The sequence below is a fragment of the Roseburia sp. CLA-AA-H209 genome (assembly GCF_020687575.1).
Taxonomy (GTDB): domain Bacteria; phylum Bacillota; class Clostridia; order Lachnospirales; family Lachnospiraceae; genus Roseburia_C; species Roseburia_C amylophila.
In genome coordinates this window covers 61,855-85,655 of sequence record NZ_JAJEQU010000008.1, presented here as the reverse complement: position 1 = coordinate 85,655, position 23,801 = coordinate 61,855, and the positions used below count along the sequence as shown (strand labels likewise).

Annotated in this window: 30 protein-coding genes; 6 read left to right on the top strand and 24 right to left on the bottom strand. The window is 39.7% G+C overall.

Annotated features, from left to right (window positions below; all coding sequences use genetic code 11):
• Positions 1 to 46: 46 nt before the first annotated feature.
• The 6 genes from LKD41_RS09320 to LKD41_RS09295 form a co-directional block, all read right to left on the bottom strand.
• The gene (locus LKD41_RS09320; RefSeq protein WP_227701014.1) at positions 47 to 904 is read right to left on the bottom strand and encodes a type II restriction endonuclease; all 858 of its coding nucleotides are present in this window, start codon (positions 902 to 904) and stop codon (positions 47 to 49) included.
• Positions 905 to 907: 3 nt separating this feature from the next.
• Positions 908 to 1,753, bottom strand: coding sequence for a restriction endonuclease (locus tag LKD41_RS09315; protein WP_227701013.1), 846 nt, complete (start codon positions 1,751 to 1,753; stop codon positions 908 to 910).
• Positions 1,737 to 2,549, bottom strand: coding sequence for a DNA-methyltransferase (locus LKD41_RS09310; RefSeq protein ID WP_227701012.1), 813 nt, complete (start codon positions 2,547 to 2,549; stop codon positions 1,737 to 1,739). Before LKD41_RS09310 ends, LKD41_RS09315 begins: the two co-directional genes overlap by 17 nt.
• A 63-nt stretch (positions 2,550 to 2,612) precedes the next feature.
• Positions 2,613 to 3,446, bottom strand: a complete 834-nt coding sequence (locus LKD41_RS09305; protein ID WP_227701011.1) for a DNA adenine methylase — start codon at positions 3,444 to 3,446, stop codon at positions 2,613 to 2,615.
• Between the two features lie 114 nt (positions 3,447 to 3,560).
• Entirely contained in the window at positions 3,561 to 4,283 is a 723-nt protein-coding gene (locus LKD41_RS09300) for a DNA methyltransferase (RefSeq protein WP_227701047.1), read from the bottom strand.
• Between the two features lie 16 nt (positions 4,284 to 4,299).
• Positions 4,300 to 4,491, bottom strand: a complete 192-nt coding sequence (locus LKD41_RS09295) for a hypothetical protein (protein WP_227701010.1) — start codon at positions 4,489 to 4,491, stop codon at positions 4,300 to 4,302.
• Positions 4,492 to 4,637: 146 nt separating this feature from the next.
• Between LKD41_RS09295 and LKD41_RS09290 the strand changes: the two genes are divergently transcribed.
• The 3 genes from LKD41_RS09290 to LKD41_RS09280 are packed head-to-tail and all read left to right on the top strand — an operon-like array spanning position 4,638 to position 5,707.
• Entirely contained in the window at positions 4,638 to 4,892 is a 255-nt protein-coding gene (locus tag LKD41_RS09290) for a helix-turn-helix domain-containing protein (RefSeq protein WP_118362451.1), read from the top strand.
• On the top strand, positions 4,876 to 5,403 hold the full coding sequence (locus tag LKD41_RS09285) for a hypothetical protein (protein WP_227701009.1): 528 nt from the start codon (positions 4,876 to 4,878) through the stop codon (positions 5,401 to 5,403). Before LKD41_RS09290 ends, LKD41_RS09285 begins: the two co-directional genes overlap by 17 nt.
• 46 nt (positions 5,404 to 5,449) lie before the next feature.
• Positions 5,450 to 5,707, top strand: a complete 258-nt coding sequence (locus tag LKD41_RS09280; RefSeq protein WP_227701008.1) for a hypothetical protein — start codon at positions 5,450 to 5,452, stop codon at positions 5,705 to 5,707.
• Between the two features lie 46 nt (positions 5,708 to 5,753).
• On the opposite strand, the gene LKD41_RS09275 is transcribed toward LKD41_RS09280, so the two are convergent.
• The 4 genes from LKD41_RS09275 to LKD41_RS09260 form a co-directional block, all read right to left on the bottom strand.
• A complete protein-coding gene (locus LKD41_RS09275) occupies positions 5,754 to 5,933 on the bottom strand; it encodes a hypothetical protein (protein ID WP_227701007.1) in 180 nt (59 codons plus the stop codon).
• A complete protein-coding gene (locus LKD41_RS09270) occupies positions 5,923 to 7,074 on the bottom strand; it encodes a plasmid recombination protein (RefSeq protein WP_227701006.1) in 1,152 nt (383 codons plus the stop codon). Before LKD41_RS09270 ends, LKD41_RS09275 begins: the two co-directional genes overlap by 11 nt.
• Before the next feature lie 312 nt (positions 7,075 to 7,386).
• Positions 7,387 to 8,382, bottom strand: coding sequence for an AAA family ATPase (locus LKD41_RS09265; protein ID WP_227701005.1), 996 nt, complete (start codon positions 8,380 to 8,382; stop codon positions 7,387 to 7,389).
• Positions 8,383 to 8,396: 14 nt separating this feature from the next.
• Positions 8,397 to 8,633 carry a hypothetical protein gene (locus tag LKD41_RS09260; protein ID WP_118679803.1) on the bottom strand — a complete coding sequence of 79 codons (237 nt, stop codon included), beginning with the start codon at positions 8,631 to 8,633 and terminating at the stop codon, positions 8,397 to 8,399.
• A gap of 148 nt (positions 8,634 to 8,781) precedes the next feature.
• On the opposite strand from LKD41_RS09260, the gene LKD41_RS09255 reads away from it, so the two are divergent.
• Both LKD41_RS09255 and LKD41_RS09250 read left to right on the top strand, forming a co-directional pair.
• Positions 8,782 to 9,213 (top strand): helix-turn-helix domain-containing protein, encoded by a 432-nt coding sequence (locus LKD41_RS09255; protein WP_117947748.1) that lies wholly within the window; start codon positions 8,782 to 8,784, stop codon positions 9,211 to 9,213.
• A 180-nt stretch (positions 9,214 to 9,393) separates the two neighbouring features.
• Positions 9,394 to 10,359 carry a tyrosine-type recombinase/integrase gene (locus tag LKD41_RS09250; protein WP_227701004.1) on the top strand — a complete coding sequence of 322 codons (966 nt, stop codon included), beginning with the start codon at positions 9,394 to 9,396 and terminating at the stop codon, positions 10,357 to 10,359.
• Between the two features lie 93 nt (positions 10,360 to 10,452).
• Here the strand turns inward: LKD41_RS09250 and rpsI are convergent, their stop codons facing one another.
• The 11 genes from rpsI to LKD41_RS09195 all read right to left on the bottom strand — a co-directional run bounded on the left by rpsI (position 10,453) and on the right by LKD41_RS09195 (position 19,813).
• Positions 10,453 to 10,845 (bottom strand): 30S ribosomal protein S9, encoded by a 393-nt coding sequence (rpsI, locus tag LKD41_RS09245; RefSeq protein WP_022242745.1) that lies wholly within the window; start codon positions 10,843 to 10,845, stop codon positions 10,453 to 10,455.
• Between the two features lie 16 nt (positions 10,846 to 10,861).
• Complete coding sequence (rplM, locus tag LKD41_RS09240) at positions 10,862 to 11,290, bottom strand: 50S ribosomal protein L13 (protein WP_022242744.1); 429 nt, start codon at positions 11,288 to 11,290, stop codon at positions 10,862 to 10,864.
• A 234-nt stretch (positions 11,291 to 11,524) separates the two neighbouring features.
• Positions 11,525 to 12,262: a tRNA pseudouridine(38-40) synthase TruA gene (gene truA, locus LKD41_RS09235; protein ID WP_227701046.1), complete on the bottom strand. Its 738-nt coding sequence runs from the start codon at positions 12,260 to 12,262 to the stop codon at positions 11,525 to 11,527.
• Positions 12,263 to 12,333: 71 nt separating this feature from the next.
• Complete coding sequence (locus LKD41_RS09230) at positions 12,334 to 13,188, bottom strand: energy-coupling factor transporter transmembrane component T family protein (RefSeq protein ID WP_117947109.1); 855 nt, start codon at positions 13,186 to 13,188, stop codon at positions 12,334 to 12,336.
• Entirely contained in the window at positions 13,182 to 14,051 is an 870-nt protein-coding gene (locus LKD41_RS09225) for an energy-coupling factor transporter ATPase (protein WP_022242741.1), read from the bottom strand. Before LKD41_RS09225 ends, LKD41_RS09230 begins: the two co-directional genes overlap by 7 nt.
• A complete protein-coding gene (locus tag LKD41_RS09220) occupies positions 14,039 to 14,896 on the bottom strand; it encodes an energy-coupling factor transporter ATPase (protein WP_022242740.1) in 858 nt (285 codons plus the stop codon). The genes LKD41_RS09225 and LKD41_RS09220 overlap by 13 nt, the downstream gene beginning before the upstream one ends.
• A gap of 11 nt (positions 14,897 to 14,907) precedes the next feature.
• On the bottom strand, positions 14,908 to 15,405 hold the full coding sequence (locus LKD41_RS09215) for a tRNA (cytidine(34)-2'-O)-methyltransferase (protein WP_022242739.1): 498 nt from the start codon (positions 15,403 to 15,405) through the stop codon (positions 14,908 to 14,910).
• Entirely contained in the window at positions 15,392 to 16,573 is a 1,182-nt protein-coding gene (locus LKD41_RS09210; protein WP_022242738.1) for an aminotransferase class I/II-fold pyridoxal phosphate-dependent enzyme, read from the bottom strand. Before LKD41_RS09210 ends, LKD41_RS09215 begins: the two co-directional genes overlap by 14 nt.
• The gene (locus tag LKD41_RS09205; protein WP_117696612.1) at positions 16,570 to 17,052 is read right to left on the bottom strand and encodes an Lrp/AsnC family transcriptional regulator; all 483 of its coding nucleotides are present in this window, start codon (positions 17,050 to 17,052) and stop codon (positions 16,570 to 16,572) included. The genes LKD41_RS09210 and LKD41_RS09205 overlap by 4 nt, the downstream gene beginning before the upstream one ends.
• A gap of 31 nt (positions 17,053 to 17,083) precedes the next feature.
• Complete coding sequence (locus LKD41_RS09200) at positions 17,084 to 18,070, bottom strand: AIR synthase family protein (protein ID WP_227701003.1); 987 nt, start codon at positions 18,068 to 18,070, stop codon at positions 17,084 to 17,086.
• Positions 18,071 to 18,187: 117 nt separating this feature from the next.
• Positions 18,188 to 19,813, bottom strand: a complete 1,626-nt coding sequence (locus LKD41_RS09195) for a VanW family protein (RefSeq protein ID WP_227701002.1) — start codon at positions 19,811 to 19,813, stop codon at positions 18,188 to 18,190.
• A gap of 352 nt (positions 19,814 to 20,165) precedes the next feature.
• On the opposite strand from LKD41_RS09195, the gene LKD41_RS09190 reads away from it, so the two are divergent.
• Positions 20,166 to 20,759: a hypothetical protein gene (locus tag LKD41_RS09190; RefSeq protein ID WP_227701001.1), complete on the top strand. Its 594-nt coding sequence runs from the start codon at positions 20,166 to 20,168 to the stop codon at positions 20,757 to 20,759.
• Here the strand turns inward: LKD41_RS09190 and LKD41_RS09185 are convergent.
• Genes LKD41_RS09185 through LKD41_RS09175 form a run of 3 tightly spaced genes read right to left on the bottom strand, consistent with a single transcriptional unit; the run spans position 20,756 to position 23,795 of the window.
• Positions 20,756 to 21,475, bottom strand: coding sequence for a 3'-5' exonuclease (locus tag LKD41_RS09185; protein WP_227701000.1), 720 nt, complete (start codon positions 21,473 to 21,475; stop codon positions 20,756 to 20,758). The two genes, LKD41_RS09190 and LKD41_RS09185, sit on opposite strands and share 4 nt — an antisense overlap.
• Positions 21,472 to 22,104 carry an endonuclease III gene (gene nth / locus LKD41_RS09180; RefSeq protein ID WP_117696597.1) on the bottom strand — a complete coding sequence of 211 codons (633 nt, stop codon included), beginning with the start codon at positions 22,102 to 22,104 and terminating at the stop codon, positions 21,472 to 21,474. Before nth ends, LKD41_RS09185 begins: the two co-directional genes overlap by 4 nt.
• Positions 22,101 to 23,795, bottom strand: coding sequence for a B12-binding domain-containing radical SAM protein (locus tag LKD41_RS09175; RefSeq protein ID WP_227700999.1), 1,695 nt, complete (start codon positions 23,793 to 23,795; stop codon positions 22,101 to 22,103). Before LKD41_RS09175 ends, nth begins: the two co-directional genes overlap by 4 nt.
• Positions 23,796 to 23,801: the final 6 nt, after the last annotated feature.

Here is a 23,801-nt window from a genome sequence, read left to right as displayed (position 1 = left end):
TTTCTTGTTTTCGAAAATAATAACCTCTCCTTTCATACGCTCGTCACTAAATAAACACCTTTTCCATAGCCCCATTCTCCATATCCTCAATATTGTAAATCGTATCCATAACATCAAATGTCTCTCTTAGATTACCTCTGGCACTCTTCCATCCAATTCCATCTGTAAACCATACAAATGTAAAGCCATCTATTATATCAGCCTCTTGAGAAAGCATCTTATAACTTCTCGCCGTTTCATTTAACTTTGAACCACCACTCGCATAGAAATTGGTTTCAATTGCATATATCATCTTATCCGTCTTAACCACAAAATCAAATCTCTTTGCAGCTTTGCCCTGATTTGAAAGTGCGGATAAATCTATATTCCATTTGGCTTCAATGTCCTTCAGATACATTTCTTTAAAATAATTTACATCCTTTTTAAATCCTGCTGCCACAATATACTTTTCAACCAAATTCTCCATCTGATGGCCACCACGATTTTTACGACCATTAGAGTCAAGACCAGTTTCTATACCTAATGCATAGTCAACTAGGTTATTCACAATATGATTTGCAATCATATCAAACAATCCAGTCTTACGCATGAATATCTTGTACTGCTCCACGCTATAATCCATCTGCTTGAAATTATATAAAAATGCACCGTCCTCATCCTGTGCATAAATCTCATTTCCACGAACTGCAAGCAATAATGGAATGCATTTTAATGTTTCTGGATACTTGGTTACAATCTTTTCAAACTCATTTTCTATGTTTTTAGAACCGATTAATGAATTCAGAATGTTAAGCTCCACCTTGATTTCATCGACATTCTTAATTACCTTTGCAAAATCTATGTAATAATCATAGCTTGATATACTTGGTCTGAATTTACTCAGCCATTCATCAAAATCTCTCATCTATCAATGCTCCTTTATAGTAATATCTATTTTATCTTCAGAAAATTTCCAAATTGCCTTACATGGATTGTACGAACCATCCTCAGCAATTAATCCAGATTTCTTATACAAATCTGTTACGCCTGCAAGATATCCTCTATTCTTTGCTACCGTTAATTCTTTAGTTGACAGTCCATTAAATATCACTTTAACTTTATGTGCGTCTTCTGGTAAACGATTTGTAATAGCTTTTGGTAATCTTAATATTCTTGCTCGAATGTCATTAGCCGAAATCTGTTTATCCACAACCAGCTTAATCTCTTCGTTTTCTTCAGCGATTGTTCCATCTTCTTTTACCAAATCATCTGTTTCATCCTTTAGTGCGTCCATTGCATCTTTACTGAATACAGGTGTAAATACAAAACCAATCTCGTTATCAATACAGCTTTCAACAAGTGATTTTCCATCTATAAGTATTATCGGACGTGATGGATCTGCTTCTATAAATTCTTCTGTCTTTTTTGAGTAACTTGCAGTTGTTATAAATATCCCTTTACTGCCTGATGGCATCACACCTCTAAGTGCCCTAACTTTTTCAATAGGAATTGTAGTTCCTGGTTTATTTCTCTTTGCCTGAACAAAATAATCAACAGCATCCGCCCCATCAAAACCACCAACACCATATCTTACAGCCTCTAAATCAATTCCACCATCTGAAGAACGCTGTGTGACAATAACCTCATCTAAACCAATCTTTTCAAGATACACTTTTAAAAATTCCTCGAATGCATATCCGCTTTCAAAATAGCCATAAAACTGCTCTAAAAATTCATTTATCTTTTCATTAGATATTTCAATATTCTTTCTCACTCGCTAATACCTTCTCCAATCTTCTCTTCGATATCTCTAAGTATTCTTCACTGACATCAATTCCTATAAACTTTCGTCCAAATTTTACTGCCTCCACCCCTGTAGTTCCTGAACCACAGAACGGATCTAATATAATCTGTCCATCTTCCGTAGATGCCAACACTATTCTTTCCAGCAAATATTTTGGCTTCTGTGTAGGATGCTTTCCTTCTGTCTTCTCGGATGGCTTTGTCAATGAACCCGTCCACACATCCTTCATCTGCTTGCCACCATTCATTTCTTTCATTTTCTGATAATTAAAAAAATGCCGAGACTTCTTTTCATTCTTCCTTGCCCATAAGATAGTCTCGGTAGAATGTGTGAAGCATCGACATGCTAAGTTTGGTGGTGGGTTTGTTTTCTGCCATGTAATATTATTGATTATCTTGAAGCCTTCCTGCTCCAATGCCATACCAATCGAATATATATTGTGTAATGTTCCTGATATCCATATTGTGCCGTTTGGCTTTAGTACTCTCTTACATAACCCAATCCACTTTCTGTTAAACTTATGTTTTTCTTCAACACTGGTTCCGCCTTCTGAAAGCTTATCCCATGAGCCCTTATTTACTGAAACCATCTTTCCACCCTGACAGGTAATTCCGTCATTACTTAAAAAATATGGTGGGTCCGCAAATATCATATCTACGGATTCTGGTTTCATTTTTGTTAGAATTTTAAATGAATCACCTACTATCAACTGTGATTCATCAGTCTCAAAGTATAATGGCACTTTCTTAGTAAATAAGTTATCCATTATATGTCTCCTTGTTTTTCTTAACTAAATGCGAATCTTTACAAACAAATATATTTTCTACATTTAATAATTGCATATAATCACTTCTTTACCAACTCTGTTAGATGCATCTGAATTAATCATACGCTTTACGCTTACAACATCTATCTTATAATCTTTATTTCCATATAACTCATTTATCAACTCTGTATTATGATTCGTAAGCATACAATAGCAACCTCTGGCAGTTAATTCATCATAAAGCTTTGCTAATCGCTTGTGACTTTCTATGTCAAACCCTTCTTTTGTGTAGGATTCAAAGGATGTAGGATTCAAAGGTGCATACGGGCTGTCTATAAATACAAAATCACCTTTCTTTGCATTCTTACAAGACTGTTCAAAATCACCATCTTTAATAGTTACTCCCCTAAGATACTCAGATGTAGCCATAATAACATCTTCATCAATAGAAACTCTTCGACTATTATTATATGGAACATTAAACAATCCCTTGCCATTCACACGATATAATCCATTAAAACAATGTTTATTTATAAATACAAACAATGCTGCCAGCTCTACATCATATTCTGACCGCATAAGTTTGTCATTATAATGTTCTCTGATAGAATAATAATATTTTTTCCCATCTTCCCACATATCATTATCTAGCCTGTTGACCTCTTTCAGGAAAGTATCAGGTTCATTACATATTGTTCTGTATGTGTTAATCAAAGCTTTATTTATATCATTAATCAGAGCATTTGCAGGTAGTAGATCAAATATTACAGCACCACCACCTACAAACGGCTCATAGTAATCATTATATTTTTCAGGCATTCTTTCTCTTATCTGCGGAATAAGCTGACGTTTTCCTCCAGCCCACTTCACAAATGGAGCAATACTTGAATTACTCATTTTGATTCCTCTTCTCTAGTCACTAAGTGACAAAATCTCATAAATTTATTATACTTGCTAACATAGAAAATAACAATCAAAACTTTCTCTCCATGTGAATCCAATATACTTTCATTACTTCTCAAAGACAAATATATACTCATGTGCAAGAAGCAAAAAATTATTATTCTGTTTTTCCCAGTACCCAGTAGATTTACAATTATGCTGCTCTTTTATGATTATTTCCTTGTTGGTAAATCCAACTCGCAAAAAACACTCCATCATACGAAATCCTAACGGAACAACTTTTCCACCTTTTCTTATATCACCAATCATAACAGCACACATCTTTCCCTTTTTCAACACACGATATGCTTCATATGCTACCTTATCCATTGCATCTATGAATGGCTTTAACCCCAGCATAGAAATATCCCCTTCTATGCCTTTGCTGTACTTTATGATATCAGCATATGGCGGATGAGTGCAGATAAAATCTATATGAGCATCTTTGATAAAATGCAATTCTGCTGCATTTCCCTCTCGTATATATATTTTTGAACTTGTATCACATTGGAATTGTAAATTTGTTTCTGAAATTGAAATTGACTGCGGATTAATATCTATACCTACCGCATTACGACCTAGTAGTTTTGCCTCAACCAGTGTGGTTCCACTACCCATGAATTGATCTAAAATCCAGTCACCTAGTTTAGAATATCGAAGTATCAGATTTCTTGGTACATATGGTGACCAATTTCCCCGATACTTTCCTGAATGCGTTGCCCAACTTCCTCTGTCCGGAAACGACCAGATTGTTGTTGGTTCAAGCTTGAAATTATTTGGTTGTAAACTTATAAGTCATGCCCCCTTTTCATTTCCATTGGCTGAAGTATTCTGAAACACCCCCGATACCTTTTATCATGAATGCTCTCATAACATCATTTTGAAACTTAATTTTATTTTCATCAGAAAGGTTATTAAAGTCCTGTTGTATCTCTTGAATTTTATGTGCTGTCTCTATTACAAATTTATCATATTCATATTTTTCTTGAAATGAATCCATTGTAATCCCCACCTTCCATCAATCATATATATAAGTTTACCTCAACTCAGTTAAAAAAGCCATCTCTTTTTTCTTTCACAATAAGTGAATTTTTATCTTATTCATAGCATGAGATAATATTCACAAATAGTGAAAGAGGTATAGCTATGCATTTTAATAATGATACTGACCTATATCGTACTATAGGTTCAAATATAAAACATTATAGACAACAAGCTAATTTAACACAGATGCAGCTTGCAGAAAAGGCTCAAATCAGTATCAGTTATCTTTCTAAAATTGAAGCTTCTGGTTGTGATAAAAGTCTTTCCATATCTGTACTTAATCAGATTGCAAATGTACTCAATGTTGAAATCAATGACTTTTTTAAGGAAGAGGAGACAAATGCCAAGACAAGCTAATCGCTTTGGTGGCGGAGCTAATACCAATAGAAATGGACTCCATTTCGAACAAACAACATCCCTAAATACAGCATTACAAAATGCCGGATTTATCATTGCCAATCATTTTGAAGTATATGATAGAAACCAGTTACTAGGTTACTCTATAAATCAAGATGAATTTTCCACAATATTTTTGAGACGAAATGGAATTAATGACCGAGCCATCAACTCCAAACGATGGAAGCCTGATGAAGCTTTTATAAATGAAATTGATAAAACCGTTTACATTATTGAAAAAAAATTTCAGCACACTAGTGGTTCAGTTGATGAAAAACTCGCAACATTCCCATTCAAAATCAGAGAATATAGACGGCTTTTAGATCCTATTGGTTACGATTTGGTTTATATCTATCTATTGTCATCTGATTGGTTTAATGTTCCCAAATATCAAGATTATTATGATTATATGGATGAACTTGGTTGTCCTCATTACTTTGATAACTTACCATTATATGCTATTGGTCTATAAGCATCGATAGTTATTTTAGAAACTATCATATAGGAGGTGTTTCAATATGGCTATATGTAACAAACAACATCGATATTTGCAAGGTTTTAATGAGCTTCCAGAAGCTCAAGATAATAGAAACGGGAGACGACATATCTGTGCCGCTTGTGCTTATGAAGAGGGACTAAAAGATGCTCTACAAGGCAATTCCCCACAATCAGATCTTTCTCATTTGCCCGATAGTCAAGCCGGTGCTGTACGCCATAAGAGTGCTATTGATGCATATAATCTCGGATATAAATTTGGCAGGGAAATCAGTTCTTAACTAATATTATAAGGTATCTTGAAAATTTATTCAAGATACCTTATTTTTATCTTCCCTCATACACCTCCCACAACCTCTTCTGCTCCGCTCCAATCCTCAATATCTCCTGAAAATCTCTTGCCATAGTCTCAACATTAGCATCCATCTGTTCAACTGTTCCTGTCCTGTTACCTGCCTTAATCTCCCATTGAATTGACTCTTTACTATAATATTCCCTAGTCTCCACATTCGTATATCCATACACCGAATATGAATACTAGGGCTACTTCGCCCTTAGAAATTTTCCACCTCATAAGCCTTGGAAACCAGCATAATCCTTCTTTTATCAGTTCCTTAAATGTCTCCAACAACTTTCCTATCTCATAAAATATTCCTCTGAATGAGTTTCCTGCTTCTATCGTCTTATCTGATTCAACATGATTAGCATATTCTTCTATTGTCGGAGCGAATAATCTGAATGATGATACAAAGGCATTGATCTTATCAAGCAATTCTACTGCTTCATTTGCTTTGTTTGTCACGCTTGCCAGCTCTTGCTTTACCGATTGAAGTTCTGAACGCTTTTCATTAAGTTCCTTAGTCTGTCTACGCTCCAATTCCTTATAGGCAATTTGTGAAGCAAACAACTTAATATCCGCATCACTCACCTGTTCCTGTATCTGTTCCAAATGCTCTGTTTCCTGTGCTACTTTATATTCCGCAACTGTCAGATCATGATTACGTCCTTTCGACTTTTCCTTTATTTGTTCCCCAAACCAATCATTGACCTCTTTATTGGCTACCTCCCTTAGCTCGTCCTGCAGCACTTGCGAAAGCACTTCTCTTGTAAACACTTTTCTCTTTGATACCTGCTTGCTAAGTCCCTTTTTATATCCATCTGCTACTGGAACTCCCACTATATGCATATGAGGACTATCCTCGTCAAGATGAACTACTGCATTTGCCACAACAAATTGTGGAAGTCTCTTTATTAGTTCACCCAATATTATCTCATACGATAGCTTTATATATGATTTCGTATCATCATATTCTTTCCAGAACTCCCTGTCGCCTATCTGAATGATTATCTCTACCGCCATATCCTGCTCCTTACCAGCGACATGTTCAAAATAATCTTCTATCCGTCGGTCAGGTCGTGTCTGCTTTTTATTATATTCTTCTAATACCTCATCGAATTCTTTGTGATATACTGTCTTTACATCATCAATCAGATTTGATGTTCCATAGACAATAACAATGTTGTCTTTGCTGTAATCTGATGACTTATATTTTCTCAGATTGTGTTTTGCAACAGCAGTTAGCTTAGATTTCGATGTAATGGCACTTTTCTTACTGCTCACATGAGCTGTATATGAAATATTTCCCATTCGCATCTCCTTATCTGTATTCTATTCTTATCTGTGTTTCTATCGGAGCAGTGCAGTTATCATCTTGGCTCTGCCATAGATGATAACCCCCTAGCAGTTCTGTCAGTCCAAATCCACAATCGTCATTGTGAATATTGTTCTGTCATAACTGCGGGGGCTCTCCGAGGGTTACATATACACCAGTCCGATACAACTGATACATATGTGTTACATATCAAGAATTTAATAATCTGTCCTTTTAAGAAGTACAGACTCTAAACTCTTATAAGAATTTAGAATCTGTTTTCTCAAACATTCAGATTATTAAATTCTTTATTGTGGTAAGAGCCAAGTCCAATAACTTGTTCCATCCTCCGCTTTAGCTTTACCCGAAGTAATTCCCAGTTTTTTCTTTGCTGATAACAGAGTGTTCCTCTTTATTCCTCTTCTTACTGCCTCTTGCAAAATATCATTCGATATGATTTCTTTGCTTGAGCCGAAGTACTCTTTGATAAAATTCTCTGCTATATCCAGCTTCTTTTTACCTCTCCCTTCATTACCCGACAGAAGCTCATCTATGCTGATATCATAAGGTCCTATGCATACCATTCCACTATCCTCTGTCATCTCGAATCCTATAGCATCTCCTGTTGGTGCAAGTGATGATTTATCATGTGCCATTATTCTTATATTAGGCTTGTCCCGAAGTCTTGCTACCAACAACACGCTCCTTGCTGTTGCCTGAATATCAATCGAGCCTAAACCTCTGTAGGTTGACTTACTTCCAGCCGCCTTATTCATATGACCGATAAGAACTATTGCACAGTTATATTTTTCAGCAATCATTCCCAAACGCTTTAACACTGGTCTTATTTCATTTGCTCTGTGCATATCAACCTTTGCCCCTATATACGCCTGTATCGGGTCAAGAATAACCATTCTCGCTCCTGTCTCAACAATCGCCTGCTCCAGCCTGTCATCTGTCATACTTAATTCTTTTTCAGTTTCATCAATCACTCGTATCATGGAACAATCCGCACCAGCCTTTTCAAGTCTTGGCTTTATCGTATCGTCAATTCCATCCTCTGCTGTCTGATAAATAATATGAATTGGTTCTCGTTCCATATCATCATCACAGGGAAGTGGCAAGCCCCTGCTAAGGGCTGCCGCTAACTTTAATACCAGAGTTGTTTTTCCTTCTCCCGGATCTCCTTCTACTATAGTTATCTTTCCATAGGGTATATATGGATACCATAACCACTCAACTTCTTTTGAAACCACATCTTCCATGTGAATGAGTTTCAATTCTACTTTCTGTTGCTCGTTCATAATCTTCCTCCTTGTCATACTGCTTCTTTGTTAAAATATCCTGTTTCTTCCCACACTCGCTTATCCGGACAATAATAGCTATATTCGTTTGAATTTCCTACTTTTATCGCCGATCCGAATTTGAGTATTCCTTGTTGTAATCCCAGCCTTACATACTGTGCGTCCTTCCCTATTGCACTTGCAATCTCCTTTATTGGTACATTCCTTCCTGTAAAAGCTGGCAAATCAACCTTATAAAGAACATCTGGCATATTTACCACCTCCTCTTTTATAGAGCATTTCTTGCTCTGTTATGTTTTGCATTATACAGACCTTTGTTTGCTCTGTCAATAGTTTAAAATTTAATGTTGACTATCAATTATTAGTATGTTACATTTACAACTACAGGAGGTTGAAGCAATGAATACAGGTAAAAAGATTAAATTGATACGAACCTTTCGTGGTTTAACCCAAAAGGAACTAGGTGAAGCATGTGGAATACACGAAGTTGCAATCCGCAAGTATGAATTAGGAAAAAATATTCCTAAGCCGGAACAATTAAGAAAAATTGCAGAAGCACTTAATGTAAATGTCAATTCATTAGCAGAATTTGATATTGAAGCTGATGGTGATGTACTACCATTACTATTTGCAATTGATGAAAAGTTTGATGTGTCTCTCAAAGACATTGATGGCGAGCCGGGAATATTTTTCTCTGATAAGAATCTTGTACAGTTCTTAAAGGACTGGCAGGCTATGAAAGAACTTCTTGCATCTGGCAGCCAGACACAGGACAACTATGAGATATGGAAAACAATTCGCCCAAGCGTGACAAAGGTAACCCACGAATAACAATCATTTTATCCGTTTGCTATCAGCTTTCTAGTAAATAGCGAAAGGATGGTGCTTATGAAGTTACCCAACGGATACGGAAGCGTTGTAAAACTTTCCGTTAAAAGAAGAAAGCCTTATATTGTGTGAAAAACTGTAGGCTGGCACTACGATAAGGAAAAAGACAAGCAGATTCAGGATATGATAACAATTGGATATACAGCAACCAAAGCCGAAGGCTTACAGATGCTTGCTGAATATAACAACAATCCATTTGATACTACTGCCGCCAAGATGACATTTTCAGATGTATATGATGAATGGTCAAAGCGTAAGTTTCCTACAGTTTCTGAATCTAATGTAAAAGGATATACAGCATCATATAAGACATGTGAATCCCTTTACAACAAAGTATTTAAGGATATCAAACTGGTTGATTTACAGACAGTGATTGATACCTGTGGAAAGAATTATCCCACACTAAGGAAAATCAAAGTCTTATTTAATCAGCTATATGATTACGCTTTAAAGAATGATATATGCAACAAAGATTATTCAAGCTATGTAGATGTTGTTCAGTACAAGGATCGTAATCCTAACAAATACGACAGAAATAAATTCGAGAAAAATGAGATTGACCTTCTATGGGAGCAGAAAGAAGACAAATATTATCAGATAGTATTGATGCTTATATATAGTGGTGTCCGAATTTCAAAACTGCTCGATTTGAAGAAAGAAAATATTTATCTGGATGAACAGTATTTTGATGTCATCTGTAGTAAGACAGAGAATGGTATCAGAAAAGTTCCAATCGCCGACAAGGTTCTGCCATACTACAAAGACTGGTATGAATCCTGCCCTGAATGTGAATATCTGCTTCATACAGAAGACGGAAAACATTTTGAATACAGGAACTACTATGATAGCTATTTCAAGCCACTTATGGAACAACTTAATATTAATCGTACACCACACTGCTGCAGACATACATGTATATCTATGTTAGCAGAAGCCGGTATTAATCAGACGATTATCAAGAAAATTGTGGGACACTCTGGTGCTACGACACTCACAGAAAAAGGACATTCCCAGATTCCTCTGAAAATGTCCTGTACATATCAATATATTTGTTGCATACCTGCTACATATGTGTTGCATTCGATGTAAATTCCAGCACATCTGACAGCATTCCACAACTTCTGTAACCCTTGTAAAATGGGCTTTTCTTGATATCTTCGTTCTTGAAATATTATCTCTTTGTTAACGTTTGCTGAACTGTGGAGCACGACGTGCAGCTTTGAGACCGTATTTCTTTCTTTCTTTCATACGTGGATCTCTTGTTAAGAATCCGTTAGATTTCAGAACTGGTCTGTAATCTGCATCAACGGTAAGTAATGCTCTTGCAATACCATGACGGATTGCTCCAGCCTGTCCTGTGTATCCGCCACCTTTTACGTTTACTAATACGTCGAACTTGTCGGCTGTCTCAGTAACTGTTAATGGCTGACGAACGATAACTTTTAAAGTCTCTAATCCGAAATATTCATCGATATCTCTTTTATTTACTGTAATCTTACCTGTTCCTGGTACTAAATATACTCTGGCAACAGAGGATTTTCTTCTTCCTGTTCCGTAATACTTTGTATTAGCCAATGTTTTTTACCTCCTATTAAAATGTTAAAGCTTCTGGTTTCTGAGCTTCATGCTTGTGGTCTGGTCCTGCGTATACAAATAATTTAGTATACATTTCTCTTCCTAAAGGTCCCTTTGGAAGCATTCCCTTAACAGCGAACTCAATAACTCTTTCTGGATGCTTTGCTAACATTTCCTTTAATGTAGTCTCTTTCATACCGCCTACATAATCGGAATGATGGTAATAAATCTTCTGGTCTAATTTCTTACCTGTTACTTTAATCTTCTCTGCATTTACAACGATTACATAATCACCTGTATCGATATGTGGTGTAAATGTTGGTTTATTCTTTCCTCTTAATACTTTAGCAACTTCTGATGCTAAACGTCCTAATGTCTTTCCATCAGCGTCTACTACATACCATTTTCTCTCAATGGTTGCTGGACTAGCCATAAAAGTTTTCATTGGTTTACCTCCTTGAAATTATAAGGAACATATACATTCTGCGTAATGTCCGGACGCAGTCCGCTTTGCGTTCCACACTATTGTTTCTATAGTTGAAATGTCGCTCCGGGGCTTTGGATTGACATTCTTGTACTATGTCAGACTTAGATATTATAGTACACGACCCCTCGTGTGTCAAGTAAATTCTCTACAAATATTTTCCACAACATTCGCCATATACCATCTATCTTATTATTATAAATATTCGATTCCAATCATCGTTAATCCCTGTGCCGGTGCCGTTGGTCCTGCAGCACTTCTTTCCTTTGCCGCAAGAATTGTTTTTATCTCTTCCGGCTCTATCATTCCCATGCCTGCCTGAAGCAGGGTTCCTGCAATAATCCGGACCATATTATAAAGGAATCCATTTCCAGTAACACGGATTGTAATGATATCCTCCTGCCTGCTTACCGTCAGCTCATAAATGGTACGAACCGTTGTTTCAACCACTGCCGCTGTAGCACAGAAGCTTTTAAAATCATGTTCTCCCCTTAAATATTCTGCCGCCTGCTGCATCTTCTCTAAATCCAGCTTGCGGTAACAGAAATATGTGTTATTCCGATACATCGGAAGCGGAAATTCCCGGTTTAAAATCCGGTATTCATAGGTTTTCCGGCTGTCACAGTGTCTCGGATGAAAATCAGCTGGTACTTCCTCTGATTTCTGCACTACGATGTCCTCCGGAAGCCACTGGTTCAGGGCATAAGAAATCTTTTCCGCCGGAATGCGGCTCTTCGTATCAAATACTGCTACATTCCCCATGGAATGTACACCCGCATCCGTCCGGGATGCTCCGGTCACAATAATCTTTTCCCCTAAGAGACTGCTTAAGGTGCGGTTTAGCACGCCTTCTATTGTCTCTCCGTTGGGCTGCACCTGCCAGCCGTGATAATTCGTACCGTCATAGGCTACAATTAGCTTCACCCGTTTCAATCGTTTTGGGGCAGATGGAGTTTTCTGCTCTTCTACCTCTTCTATGTTCACAACCGGATTTATCTCTGTACTCATAATGGAAATGCTCCCGGAAGTATACCTGCTGCCATACCGGACAATACGTTAATCCAGAGGATGCGAAGTCCGATGACTGCTGCAAGATAGACCAGTAAAGTCAGATAAGCCATGCGGTCACGTTTCTGGTAATGAAGCGGTTTCATCTTGGTTCTGCCTTCCCCACCACGATAACAGCGGGCTTCCATTGCCATTGCCAGATCATTGGCACGGCGGAATGCAGATACAAATAGCGGAACCAGAAGTGGAACCATGTTTTTGGCTTTCTGAATCAGATTTCCATGTTCAAAATCTGCTCCTCTTGCCATCTGTGCTTTCATGATTTTATCTGTTTCTTCAATCAGAATCGGGATAAATCGAAGTGCAATTGACATCATCATTGCAATTTCATGCACCGGTACTTTTATATATTTCAATGGAGATAACGCTTTTTCCAGACCATCTGTCAACTCGTTTGGTGTTGTGGTAAGTGTCATCAGCGAGGTTCCGATAATTAAGAAAATCAGACGAACCATCATGACAACAGCATTTTTCAATCCCTCATAAGTAATGGTAAAAATCCAGAAGGAAACCAGCTTTGTTCCCGGTGTCAAAAACAAATTAAATACCGCCGCAAATAACATAATCAGTACAATAGTTTTCAATCCTTTAACCATATAGGAAAATGGCACCTTTGACAGCTTGATTAATACTACCAGAAAGATTGCTGCCAGTATAAATGCCGGAAGTCCCTTAAATACAAACAGGGAAATAATATAAATCAGTGTTCCAAATAATTTCACCCTCGGATCCAGCTTATGAATAACGGAATCTGCCGGATAATATTGTCCTAATGTAATATCTCTTAACATACTGTTCCATCCTGTCTCTTTGTTATTACACGCAGGATTTCATCCCGTGCCTCGTCTACTGTAGTTGCATCTGTGCTTACCGGGAAACCTTCTTCCTTCAATTCATGCATCAGATAAGTTACCTGTGGTGCCGCAAGTCCGATTGCTTCCAGTTCTTTATAGTGGCGGAATACTTTCTTTGGAACATCATCAAACATCACCTGTCCCTGATTCATTACAATAATTCTTCCCACATATTTAGCCACATCTTCCATGCTGTGTGAAACAAGAATGATGGTAATTCCACGTTCTTTATGCATTGCTGCAAGCAAATCTAAGATTTCATCACGGCCCTTCGGGTCAAGTCCCGCTGTCGGTTCATCTAAAATCAGCACCTCCGGCCGCATGGCAAGCACCCCTGCGATTGCAACACGTCTTTTTTGTCCACCGGACAAATCAAAGGGTGACTGATAATATAATTCTTCCGGAAGTCCTACGCTCCGTAATGCTTCAAATGCCCGAAGTCCTGCCTCTTCCTTGGTTAGTCCCTGGTTCTTTGGTCCAAAGGATACATCATCAAAAATGGTAGTTTCAAAAAGCTGATGCTCCGGATACTGAAAGACAAGTCCCACTTTACTACGCAGGGCTTTCATATCAAAGTCCTCTTCGTAAATATCCTGTCCATTATAATAAATGCCGCCGCTGGTAGCTTTTACCAGTCCGTTCAAATGCTGAATCAGGGTGGATTTACCAGAACCGGTATGTCCGATGATACCGATAAATTCTCCATCTTCTATTTTCAGATTAACATCCTTTAAGGCATGTATCTCATAGGCAGTGCCTGAGCTGTAAACATAATTTAATTCATTTATTAGGATTGACATAGCTTTTCCAACGCCTCCGTCAGTTCTTCTCTGGTCAGGATTCCATCCGGTATATCCAGTCCCGCCTTCTTAAGTTCATATGCTAATAATGTAATCTGCGGCACATCCAGACGATATTCCTTCAATCGCTCCACCTGGGAAAAGATGCTGCGCGGCGTTCCCTGCATAACCACTTTTCCGGCATCCATAACATAGACATGGTCTGCCTCTACCACTTCTTCCATATAATGTGTAATCAGAATGATGGTCACACCCTTTTCCCGGTTCAGTGCATGAACAGCTTCTAATACTTCTTTTCTTCCTACCGGATCCAGCATGGCTGTCGGCTCGTCTAAAACAATACATTCCGGCTGCATCGCCATTACCCCGGCAATGGCCACACGCTGCTTCTGTCCGCCGGATAATTTATTCGGGGAATGCTCTCTGTATTTTAACATGCCGACCGCTTTTAAGCTTTCTTCCACACGCTGCCAGATTTCATCTGTCGGCACGCCTATATTTTCCGGTCCAAATCCGACATCCTCTTCTACCACGCTTGCAATAATCTGGTTGTCCGGATTCTGGAATACCATTCCGGCACGCTGTCTGATATCCCAGATATTTTTCTCATCTGTGGTATCAAATCCATCTACCCAGAGACTTCCCTCTGTGGGTTCTAAAATTGCATTGATATGCTTGGCAAGGGTAGATTTTCCGGAACCGTTGTGTCCTAATACTGCGATAAAGTCACCCTTTTTTACATCAAGGCTTACTTTATCAAGGGCAGTCTGGATAGACTCCACATTGCCTTCTTCATCACGTCTTATATATTCATGTACCAAATCTTTTGCTTTGATGATGCCCATAATTTACCTTTCTACCAATGTAATCTGTGCAGTTCACCCGCCAGCCGCATATGGTCAAAATTGTTCTGGCGCAGTGCTTCATATAATACGATTGCTGCTGAATTGGATAAGTTTAAGGAACGGGTATCTCCGATCATAGGAATCCGGATACACTCATCCGGATGCTGTATCAAAATTTCTTCCGGAATACCCGCACTTTCCTTTCCAAACATAATATAACAGTCCGGCTCATAATTTACTTCTGTATAAACATGGCGCCCCTTGGTGGTTGCCATATAAATCTTTGCACCCGGATTCTTCTCTAAGAAATCCTCATAATTGACATATCTTGTCACATCCAGCTGGTCCCAGTAATCCATTCCTGCCCGCTTGATTGCTTTCTCTGTCAGATGGAAGCCCAGCGGTTCAATCAGATGCAGTCTGGTTCCGGTTGCTACACAGGTTCTTCCGATATTTCCGGTATTATAAGGAATCTCCGGCTCATAAAGTACGATATTAAGCTTCGCCATTGTTCCCGCCTCGCAATCCTGTTATGTAACGCTCCATACGGTCTAATGCCTCTTTCAGATTATCCAGGGAATAGGCATAGGAAATACGGATAAATCCTTCTCCGCAGTCACCAAATGCAGTTCCCGGAACAACCGCTACCTTCTCTGTCTTTAAGAGATTGGTGGCAAATTCTTCAGAAGTCATTCCAAATTCTTTGATACATGGAAAACAGTAAAAGGCTCCATATGGTTCAAAACACTCCAAGCCCATTTCTTCAAAACGGTGCATCAGATATCTTCTTCTGCCATTATATTCTTCCCGCATTCTCTGGACATCTTCATCCCCTGCCCGGAGTGCATCCACTGCTGCATACTGTGAGGTAGTCGGTGCACACATAATTGCATACTGATGAATCTTTAACATCTGGTCTAAGATGATTCTCGGTCCGCAGGCATAGCCCAAACGCCATCCGGTCATCGCATGGGATTTGGAAAATCCATTGATAACAATGGTACGCTCCTTCATGCCCGGAAGGGATGCGATAGAAATATGCTTCTCGGTATAAGTCAGTGCAGAATAAATCTCGTCACTGATGACAAAGAGGTCATGCTTCTTTACTACCTCTGCCACTGCTTCTAAATCTTTTTTCTCCATGATTGCTCCGGTCGGATTATTCGGGAAAGGCATAACAAGAAGCTTGGTCTTTGGCGTAATTGCCGCTTCTAATTCTTCTGCAGTCAGACGGAAATCGTTTTCTGCCTTAAGATTAATCGGCACCGGCACACCATTGGCAAGCACGGCACATGGCAGATAAGATACATAACTTGGCATCGGGATTAATACTTCATCGCCCGGATCAAGCATGGCACGCATGGCAATATCAATTGCCTCGCTTCCTCCTACGGTTACTACGATTTCATGCTGATAATCATACTGCAAGTCATAATTACGGAATAAGTATTTTGCAATTTCTATTTTTAATTCTTTTAATCCGGCATTGGAAGTATAGAAGGTACGTCCCTTCTCTAAGGAATAAATTCCCTCATCCCGGATATGCCATGGAGTATCAAAATCCGGCTCGCCTACTCCTAAGGAAATAGCATCTTCCATCTCATTTACAATATCAAAAAATTTCCGGATTCCAGATGGCTGTATCGTTACGATTGTTTTTGATAATGGATTTCTCATGGTATCATCTGTATCCTTTCATCTTTTGATTTTGCTGCCATAATGGTTCCGTGGTCTTTGTATTTCTTTAAGATAAAGTTGGTCTGTGTGCTTAATACGGAGTCTAATGCAGAAAGCTTCTCAGATACGAACTGGGATACTTCACGCAGGCTCTTTCCCTCGATGGTCACCAAAAGGTCAAAGCTTCCTGAAATCAGATATACAGAATTTACTTCCGGATAATTATAAATACGCTCTGCTACTTTATCAAATCCCATACCACGCTGCGGAGTAACCCGTACTTCAATTAATGCGGATACTTTTTCTACGCCGGCTTTATCCCAGTTAATCAAGGTATGATAGCCACAGATGATATTTTCTTTCTCCATTGCTTCTAATTCATTCATAACGGCTGCTTCTTCTACGCCTAATACAACAGCCAGCTCTTTTAAATCGATTCTGCTGTTCTTCTCTATAAAGGTTAAAATCTTCTCTCTCATGCTTCAATTCCTCCAATTGATTTCTGATTTACTACTGAATTACTTTATATAATTCATCCGTCTTCGGTGGTTCTAAAAATCTGCGTTCGTCCTCATTCATAAGCACGCGGTCATTTCCCGCAGTTGCTTTTCCAATTACCGTTGCTTCAATGCCATTTTCCTTTAATCTTCTAATCAGCTCATTTCCATCTGCTGCTGCCATCAGCATACAGCCGCTGGATATCAGTTCATAGGGATTGATATGGAAAAACTCACAGACTTCTACTGTCTCCTGCCGAAGCGGAATCTTCTTTAAGTCGATTTCCAGTCCGACGCCGGATGCTTCTGCCATCTCCCAGAGTGCTCCGAATATACCGCCCTCTGTTACATCATGCATTGCTCCCACGCCAGACTTCACGGCGGTGGCGGCCTCCGGCATTACAGATAAATACCGTTCAAGTGCCTGTGCCTGTTCTACAAAATACCTGGAAAAATGAGTACAGAGTTCTTCTTCCTTTTCATGGGCAATAATAGCTGTTCCCTCTAAGCCAATCCACTTAGTGGCAATGATGTCCATGCCCGGTTTTGCTCCTCCGGTAGAAATGAGTCCGTTCTTCTTTACCTTCCCTACACCGCATACAGTAACCAGTGGCTGATTTACCACCCTGGTAATCTCGGTATGTCCGCCCATAATCTGAACGGACACCGCCGCGGCAGCCTCTTCCAGCTCCTGCATCAGTTGTTTCAAAAGGCTTTCTTCCGTGTGCTCCGGTAGCAATATGGTTAACATAACTCCAATTGGTTCTGCTCCGGCACTTGCCAGGTCATTAGTAGTAATGAGAATTGCCAGCTTTCCGATTTCATGGATTGTTCCTGTAATCGGATCCGTAGACATTACAAACATCTCATCCGGGGCAAGGGTAAGGGCAGCACAGTCTTCTCCCACGCCTGCACCTAACACAACTTCCTTTCTCTTCGTATGCAATTGTCTGATTACGGAGCGTTTTAATACGCTTTCCGGCACTTTTCCTATCTTCATAGATTCTTCTTCCCATTTTTACAGCATAAGGCTGTCTCATAGCCGAGGCAGCCTTTCTTGCTTCTTATTTACGCGGGTGGCGATAAAAATCGCATACCTGCATCATCTTTCACCGTTTTACTGGGTGGTTGCAGCTCCATCTCCGGTTCCTGTATCCGGTGTCGTCGGTGTTGTCGGTGTTGTTGGTGCAGTCGGTGTCGTCGGTGTTGTTGGTGCGGCAGGTGCATCAGCCGGTGGCTCTACTCCACCGGAAGCCGCCTGTTGCTGCTGCTGCGCTGCAGCTTCTGCCGCTCTTGCCGCTACCGCATCTGAGCACCAGGTTGCTGCTGCAGAACGGATAATTGCTTCATCCTGCGTTGCAATCGCTGCATTCATTGCTCCAATTGCCTCTTCATTATCAGAGCCCATACCAACAGAAATAATTCTAGGTGTTGCTTTATATTTACTGGTATTAAATACCTCTCTGCTTTCTTCTACGCCATCTACGGTAACAATCTTCCAGAGTTTTGCCGATTTACCGATGTGTGCTTTCTGAACGGTTACAGTTCCAATCGGGTCTTCGGTAGTCTGCACCTGAATAGTCGGCTCTTCTTCACTGACCGTTTCACTGACAAAGTTTACCTGACGGTCAGCCGGTCTTGTCTCCTGACCAAATACGTTGAAATATACAATACCGCCGCTGCAGTATCCTTCAATATAAATCGGAGCCTCCTGATTATTCTTAAATTTCAAATCCTTTAAATTGCTGGCAATCGCTGCATCCATAGATGGCTGTACATATGTTACCAGCATGGAATGTGCATAACGCTCGGTAATATCCAGTTCTGCACGGATAACCGCATTATAAAGCGTTGTGGAAACCTGACATACCCCACCACCATAAGATTCTACGGTTGTACCATTCTCATATGCACCTGCCAGTTCATATCCACCGGAAGCGTCCAGTGGTGCAATAGCTTCATACACAGAAAATTCCTCTCCCGGGTAAAGTACGGTTCCATCGATTTTACTTACCGCATTTTTTACATTTGCCACACGACCGGCAGAAGAATCACTGAAGTCGGTAGAGAAAGAGCCCAGTAAATCCTTTACCTTGGAAAGTTCTTCTGCAGTTCCTTCCGGCTCTACCACATTTGCTACCAGACTGATGGTTGCATCTCCGCCCTTCCATTCTTCGGTAAAATATTTCTGTAAACTTTCTACAGAAGCATCCTCATCTACTTCGATACCTTCCTGGCCATCGATGATTTTAAATTCACCATCCTCACGTGTAAGACCATTGTTGACCGCTTCCTGGTTCAGCTCTTTGGCGTGATTTTCCAGAAAACTTTTTGTGGTGTCTGTATCTACGGTATATATAATATCAAATACTTTATTTTCCTTTTCCAGATCTTTCTTCGCTTTGTAACGCTCCAGAAGATTTCCCGTACGGGTATAATTCATTGCTTCTTTTACGATATCCTTATTGCTCCAGCTCAATCCCAGATCAGAAGGGCTTGCCTTTACACTGTTTTCTGCAGCGGACAATTCAAAGGTTGCATCCTCATAAGCAGATACTGCTGCTTCTACAGCTGCCTCTGCATCTGATTCACTCATTCCGCCTACAGACACATCCCCGATATATACGTTCTGTGGAATCACTTCTGCATTTTCATCCGCTTTCACAATTGCGGTTGCTGATACACCCGCTGTTACTGCGAGTACCAGTCCCAGAATCGGAAGCACTAATTTTATTTTTTTCATATTCTTCCTCTCAATCTCTTAAACCCTCAAGACATTTTAAAGCTTTTTATTCACCAGATTACACTGTGAAAGTTTTGCTAACACTCATTTTATCATATAACTTTGCATTTTCAAGCGTCATAACTACTAATATATTTGACAGAAATACGCGATTTCTGTATATTATGACATGATGAATGCATAAAAAATTCTATGAAAAAATAGTGATGCAAAGGGATAATACCATTGCTGCAACGAGAATAATTGCGATAAATCCTGCGAAATATTTTTTCCCTTTTGAATTTTTAAAATTAATCATTTCATTCACCTCATATTTATTTTTATACTACTATACTTTCGAAAGGAGCAAACTATGTTTCCTATCATACTCATATGCTTTATCATTTTTGTTGTTTTTCTAAACTCCAGAAAACGTCAGATTACCAAACAGGAACAGGAAATTACCGAGCAGTTCTGGGCCCGTGAAAATAAAGCCAACGCCACCCGCCGCCGCAGTCTTGACAACCTTCCTTATATTACTATTCCGGAAGAACTGCTGACTCCCCCGGCACAGGCATCTGAAGATGTCCTCACCCTTTATGAAACACTTCGTCAGCTGTCTGCTAAAAAAATCGTTAATCTGAATGGCAAAACCAATACCGATTTAAAATTAGCTTACGGTGCTGCCAGCCTCGCAGCTCTGACCGAGTTTGATGAAAATTATAATACTTTAATCTGTACCATTGCAAAACTTGGCAAACTGCTCTGCGACCAGTCTGAAGAAAAAGCCGCCATCGATATTCTGCTCTTTGGCATCCGCTGCGGAAGCGATATTACAGATAATTATACGTTGTTAGTTCCTCTTTTAAAAGAAACAAACGACAGCAGTTCATTGACTGAAGTATATCAGAAGCTTGCCACACTGCCGGAAGGCTCCAGAAAGCGTATCAAAGAAAAACTTTCCTAATCATTCGGGCATCTTCCATACTGTGAAATCAACTTATCCATAAGACGCGATGCTTCGCTTCTGGTCAGTTGTTCCCAGACAATGTCAAGTTCTATTTTATGATAATCCGCCAGTTCCTTCAAGTGAATTTTTTGAATTTTCGTTGCAGGAGTCTGGCGTTTTGTTTTATATATCAAATCTTTCGGTTCAAATACTTCCGGATTTGTTTCTCCATATGTCTTTTGTAAATACTGATAAAGTTCATGGGTTGCCAGTGCATCATAGATTGCCCGGTGCTCCCGCTCCCGCTCGATATCAAGGTAATCGCAGAGACATTCCAAAGACTTTTTTTCCGGACGCAGCATACATTTGCGTGCTGCTTTCAACGTATCTACTGCTTTTTTTTCAAACGGCACTTTCTCATTGACGGCCTGCTGCTTTAAGAAGCTGTAGTCAAATATGATATTGTGTCCCACCAGAATATCATCTCCGATAAATTCTGCTGTCTTATGAAATGCTGCTGCCGGACTTAAGCCTTCCTTTACCATCTCATCGGTAATTCCGGTAAGTTCTGTTATCTCCTGCGTAATTTTCCTGCCGGGATTCACAAAAATGTCCATGGTATCCGTCACTTCGCCATTTCTTATTTTTGCTGCTCCCACCTCAAGGATGGCATCATTTTTCGGATGAAGCCCCGTCATTTCAAGGTCAATTACTGTATAATCCTGTGGTATCATTTCCGCTTATCCTCTGCTTTACACAAATCCTGTAAGAAACATTCGCTGCACTTTGGTCCTCTTGCAAAACAGATATTTCTTCCGAATGTTATAATCTGGATGTTATATAAAATCCAGTGATCCTTCGGTAATACTTTCATCAGATCATATTCTACTTTTACCGGATCATCCTCTTTTGTAAATCCAAGGCGTTTGGAAATACGTTTTACATGGGTATCTACTACGATACTTGGGTCATGGTAAATATTTCCCCGGATGACATTTGCAGTCTTTCGTCCAACTCCTGCAAGGGAAGTAAGTTCTTCCAATGTAGACGGAACTTCTCCATGATATTCCTGAACCAGCGTCCTCGCACAGGATATGATATTCTTCGCCTTATTGTGATAAAATCCGGTGGAACGGATGTCCTCCTCTAATTCCGCCAGATCTGCATTGGCAAATTTCTCTAAGGTGTCATATTTTTTAAACAATGTTTCTGTCACAATATTTACCCTGGCATCGGTACACTGCGCACTTAAGATTACTGCTATCAGAAGCTGCCAAGGTGTCTCGTGATTCAGATAACAGATGTATTCGGTACCATAGGTTTCATCTAATCTTTTTAATATTTCTGCCGTCCTTTTTGTCACTTTGTCTCTCCCTCCCACTGAATTATCGTAACTTCCGCCTGATTCGTCAGCGGATTTCTGTTTTCATAATCAAATTTCAGATAGTATGGTTCGCATTTTCTGCCAAATGCATCTTCTTCGAAGCTATAGTCAAAGCACTCGATATGTGCAAGGCTTCCCTTCGGGCAATATGCTCTTGTCACATCTTTCCACTGCGCATAATCCTTTGCCCATTTCGGACGGCTCTTGGCATTTTCCCTGCTGTAAATATCATAAGTTGCCGCCTGATAGAACACTTCCATGTCAGCCACCCCAAGGCTTTCTACATATTCCAAGAGAATCTCGCTTCGCCGCATTCTGGTATGGCTCATGGCAAGGTAGCCATGTTCCTCATAGAAATGTCCCAGATTTTCAAACATATGATAAGCACTTTCGTGTATCGTCTCTAGCAGCCGGATGCTCACCGGAAACTGTGTGCTGTTATAATATACCTCAAGCATTTCTTCCGCCAGCTTTATGTTACAGATATCTTCATAGGAAAGCCACTTCGTCCGAAGCACCTCATAAGGTGGTTTTGCCCGGTATACTGCCTCATACTCTTTTGCATGTTCATACATATAAGAGCCTTTTAAAACCTTTAAGAAACCAAGCTGCAGCTGCTCCGGTTTCCATTCATAAATATCATCAAAGGAATGGGTAAATGTTTCATAATCTTCAAAAGGCAGTCCTGCGATTAAATCCAGATGCTGATGAATGTTTCCTGCCTTCTGGACTTTTTTCATCATCTGGTGCACATCTTTTAAATCCATATGGCGGTGGATTTCCCGGATTGTTTCATCATGGGTGGACTGTACCCCGATTTCCAACTGTATCAGGCCCGGACGCATCTTTGCAATTAAGTCTGCTTCCTCATCCGTCAGCAAATCCGCTGCAATTTCAAAATGAAAATTCGTGATTCCATTATCATGTCCTAAAATATACTGCCAGATTGCCATAGCATGCTTTTTGTCACAATTAAAAGTACGGTCAACAAATTTAACCTGTTTTACCTTCTGGTCTAAGAAAAACTGTAACTCTCTTTTTACGATTTCCACATCCCGGAACCGAAGTATCTTCTCTACCGAGGACAGGCAATAGCTGCAACGGAACGGACAGCCCCTGCTGGATTCATAATAGATAATCCGGTGGGAAAAATCCTCCGACAAATCATAGCAGAAGGGAATCGTATTCATATCAAGAATTTCCTGTGACTCATGAATCTGCACATTTCCAGCTCCATCAAAAAGGGCTATGCCCTTCATCTCCTCCAAACTGCCTTCTCCCTTCACATAATACCTGCAAAGCTCCGAGAAAGTTTTCTCCCCTTCGCCGATTATGACACCGGTAATAAACGGATGCTCTTTTAAGAACGCCTCCACTTCATAGGAAACCTCCGGGCCTCCTACCCAAATTGGAACCTTGGGACAAAGTTTATGAAATTCCTCTGCCACTTCTAAAATAATGGAAATGTTCCAGATATAGCAGGAAAAGCAGATTACATCTGGCTTTTTCAGATAAATCTCCCTTAAAATATATTCTGTCCGGTTATTAATGGTATATTCTGCCAGTACTATATTTTCTTTTAATTCTCTGGCATATGCCCGCAGGCTGTAAACCGCAAGATTCGAATGAATATACTTTGCATTTACTGCCGTGAGTAATATTTTCTTCATGATTTC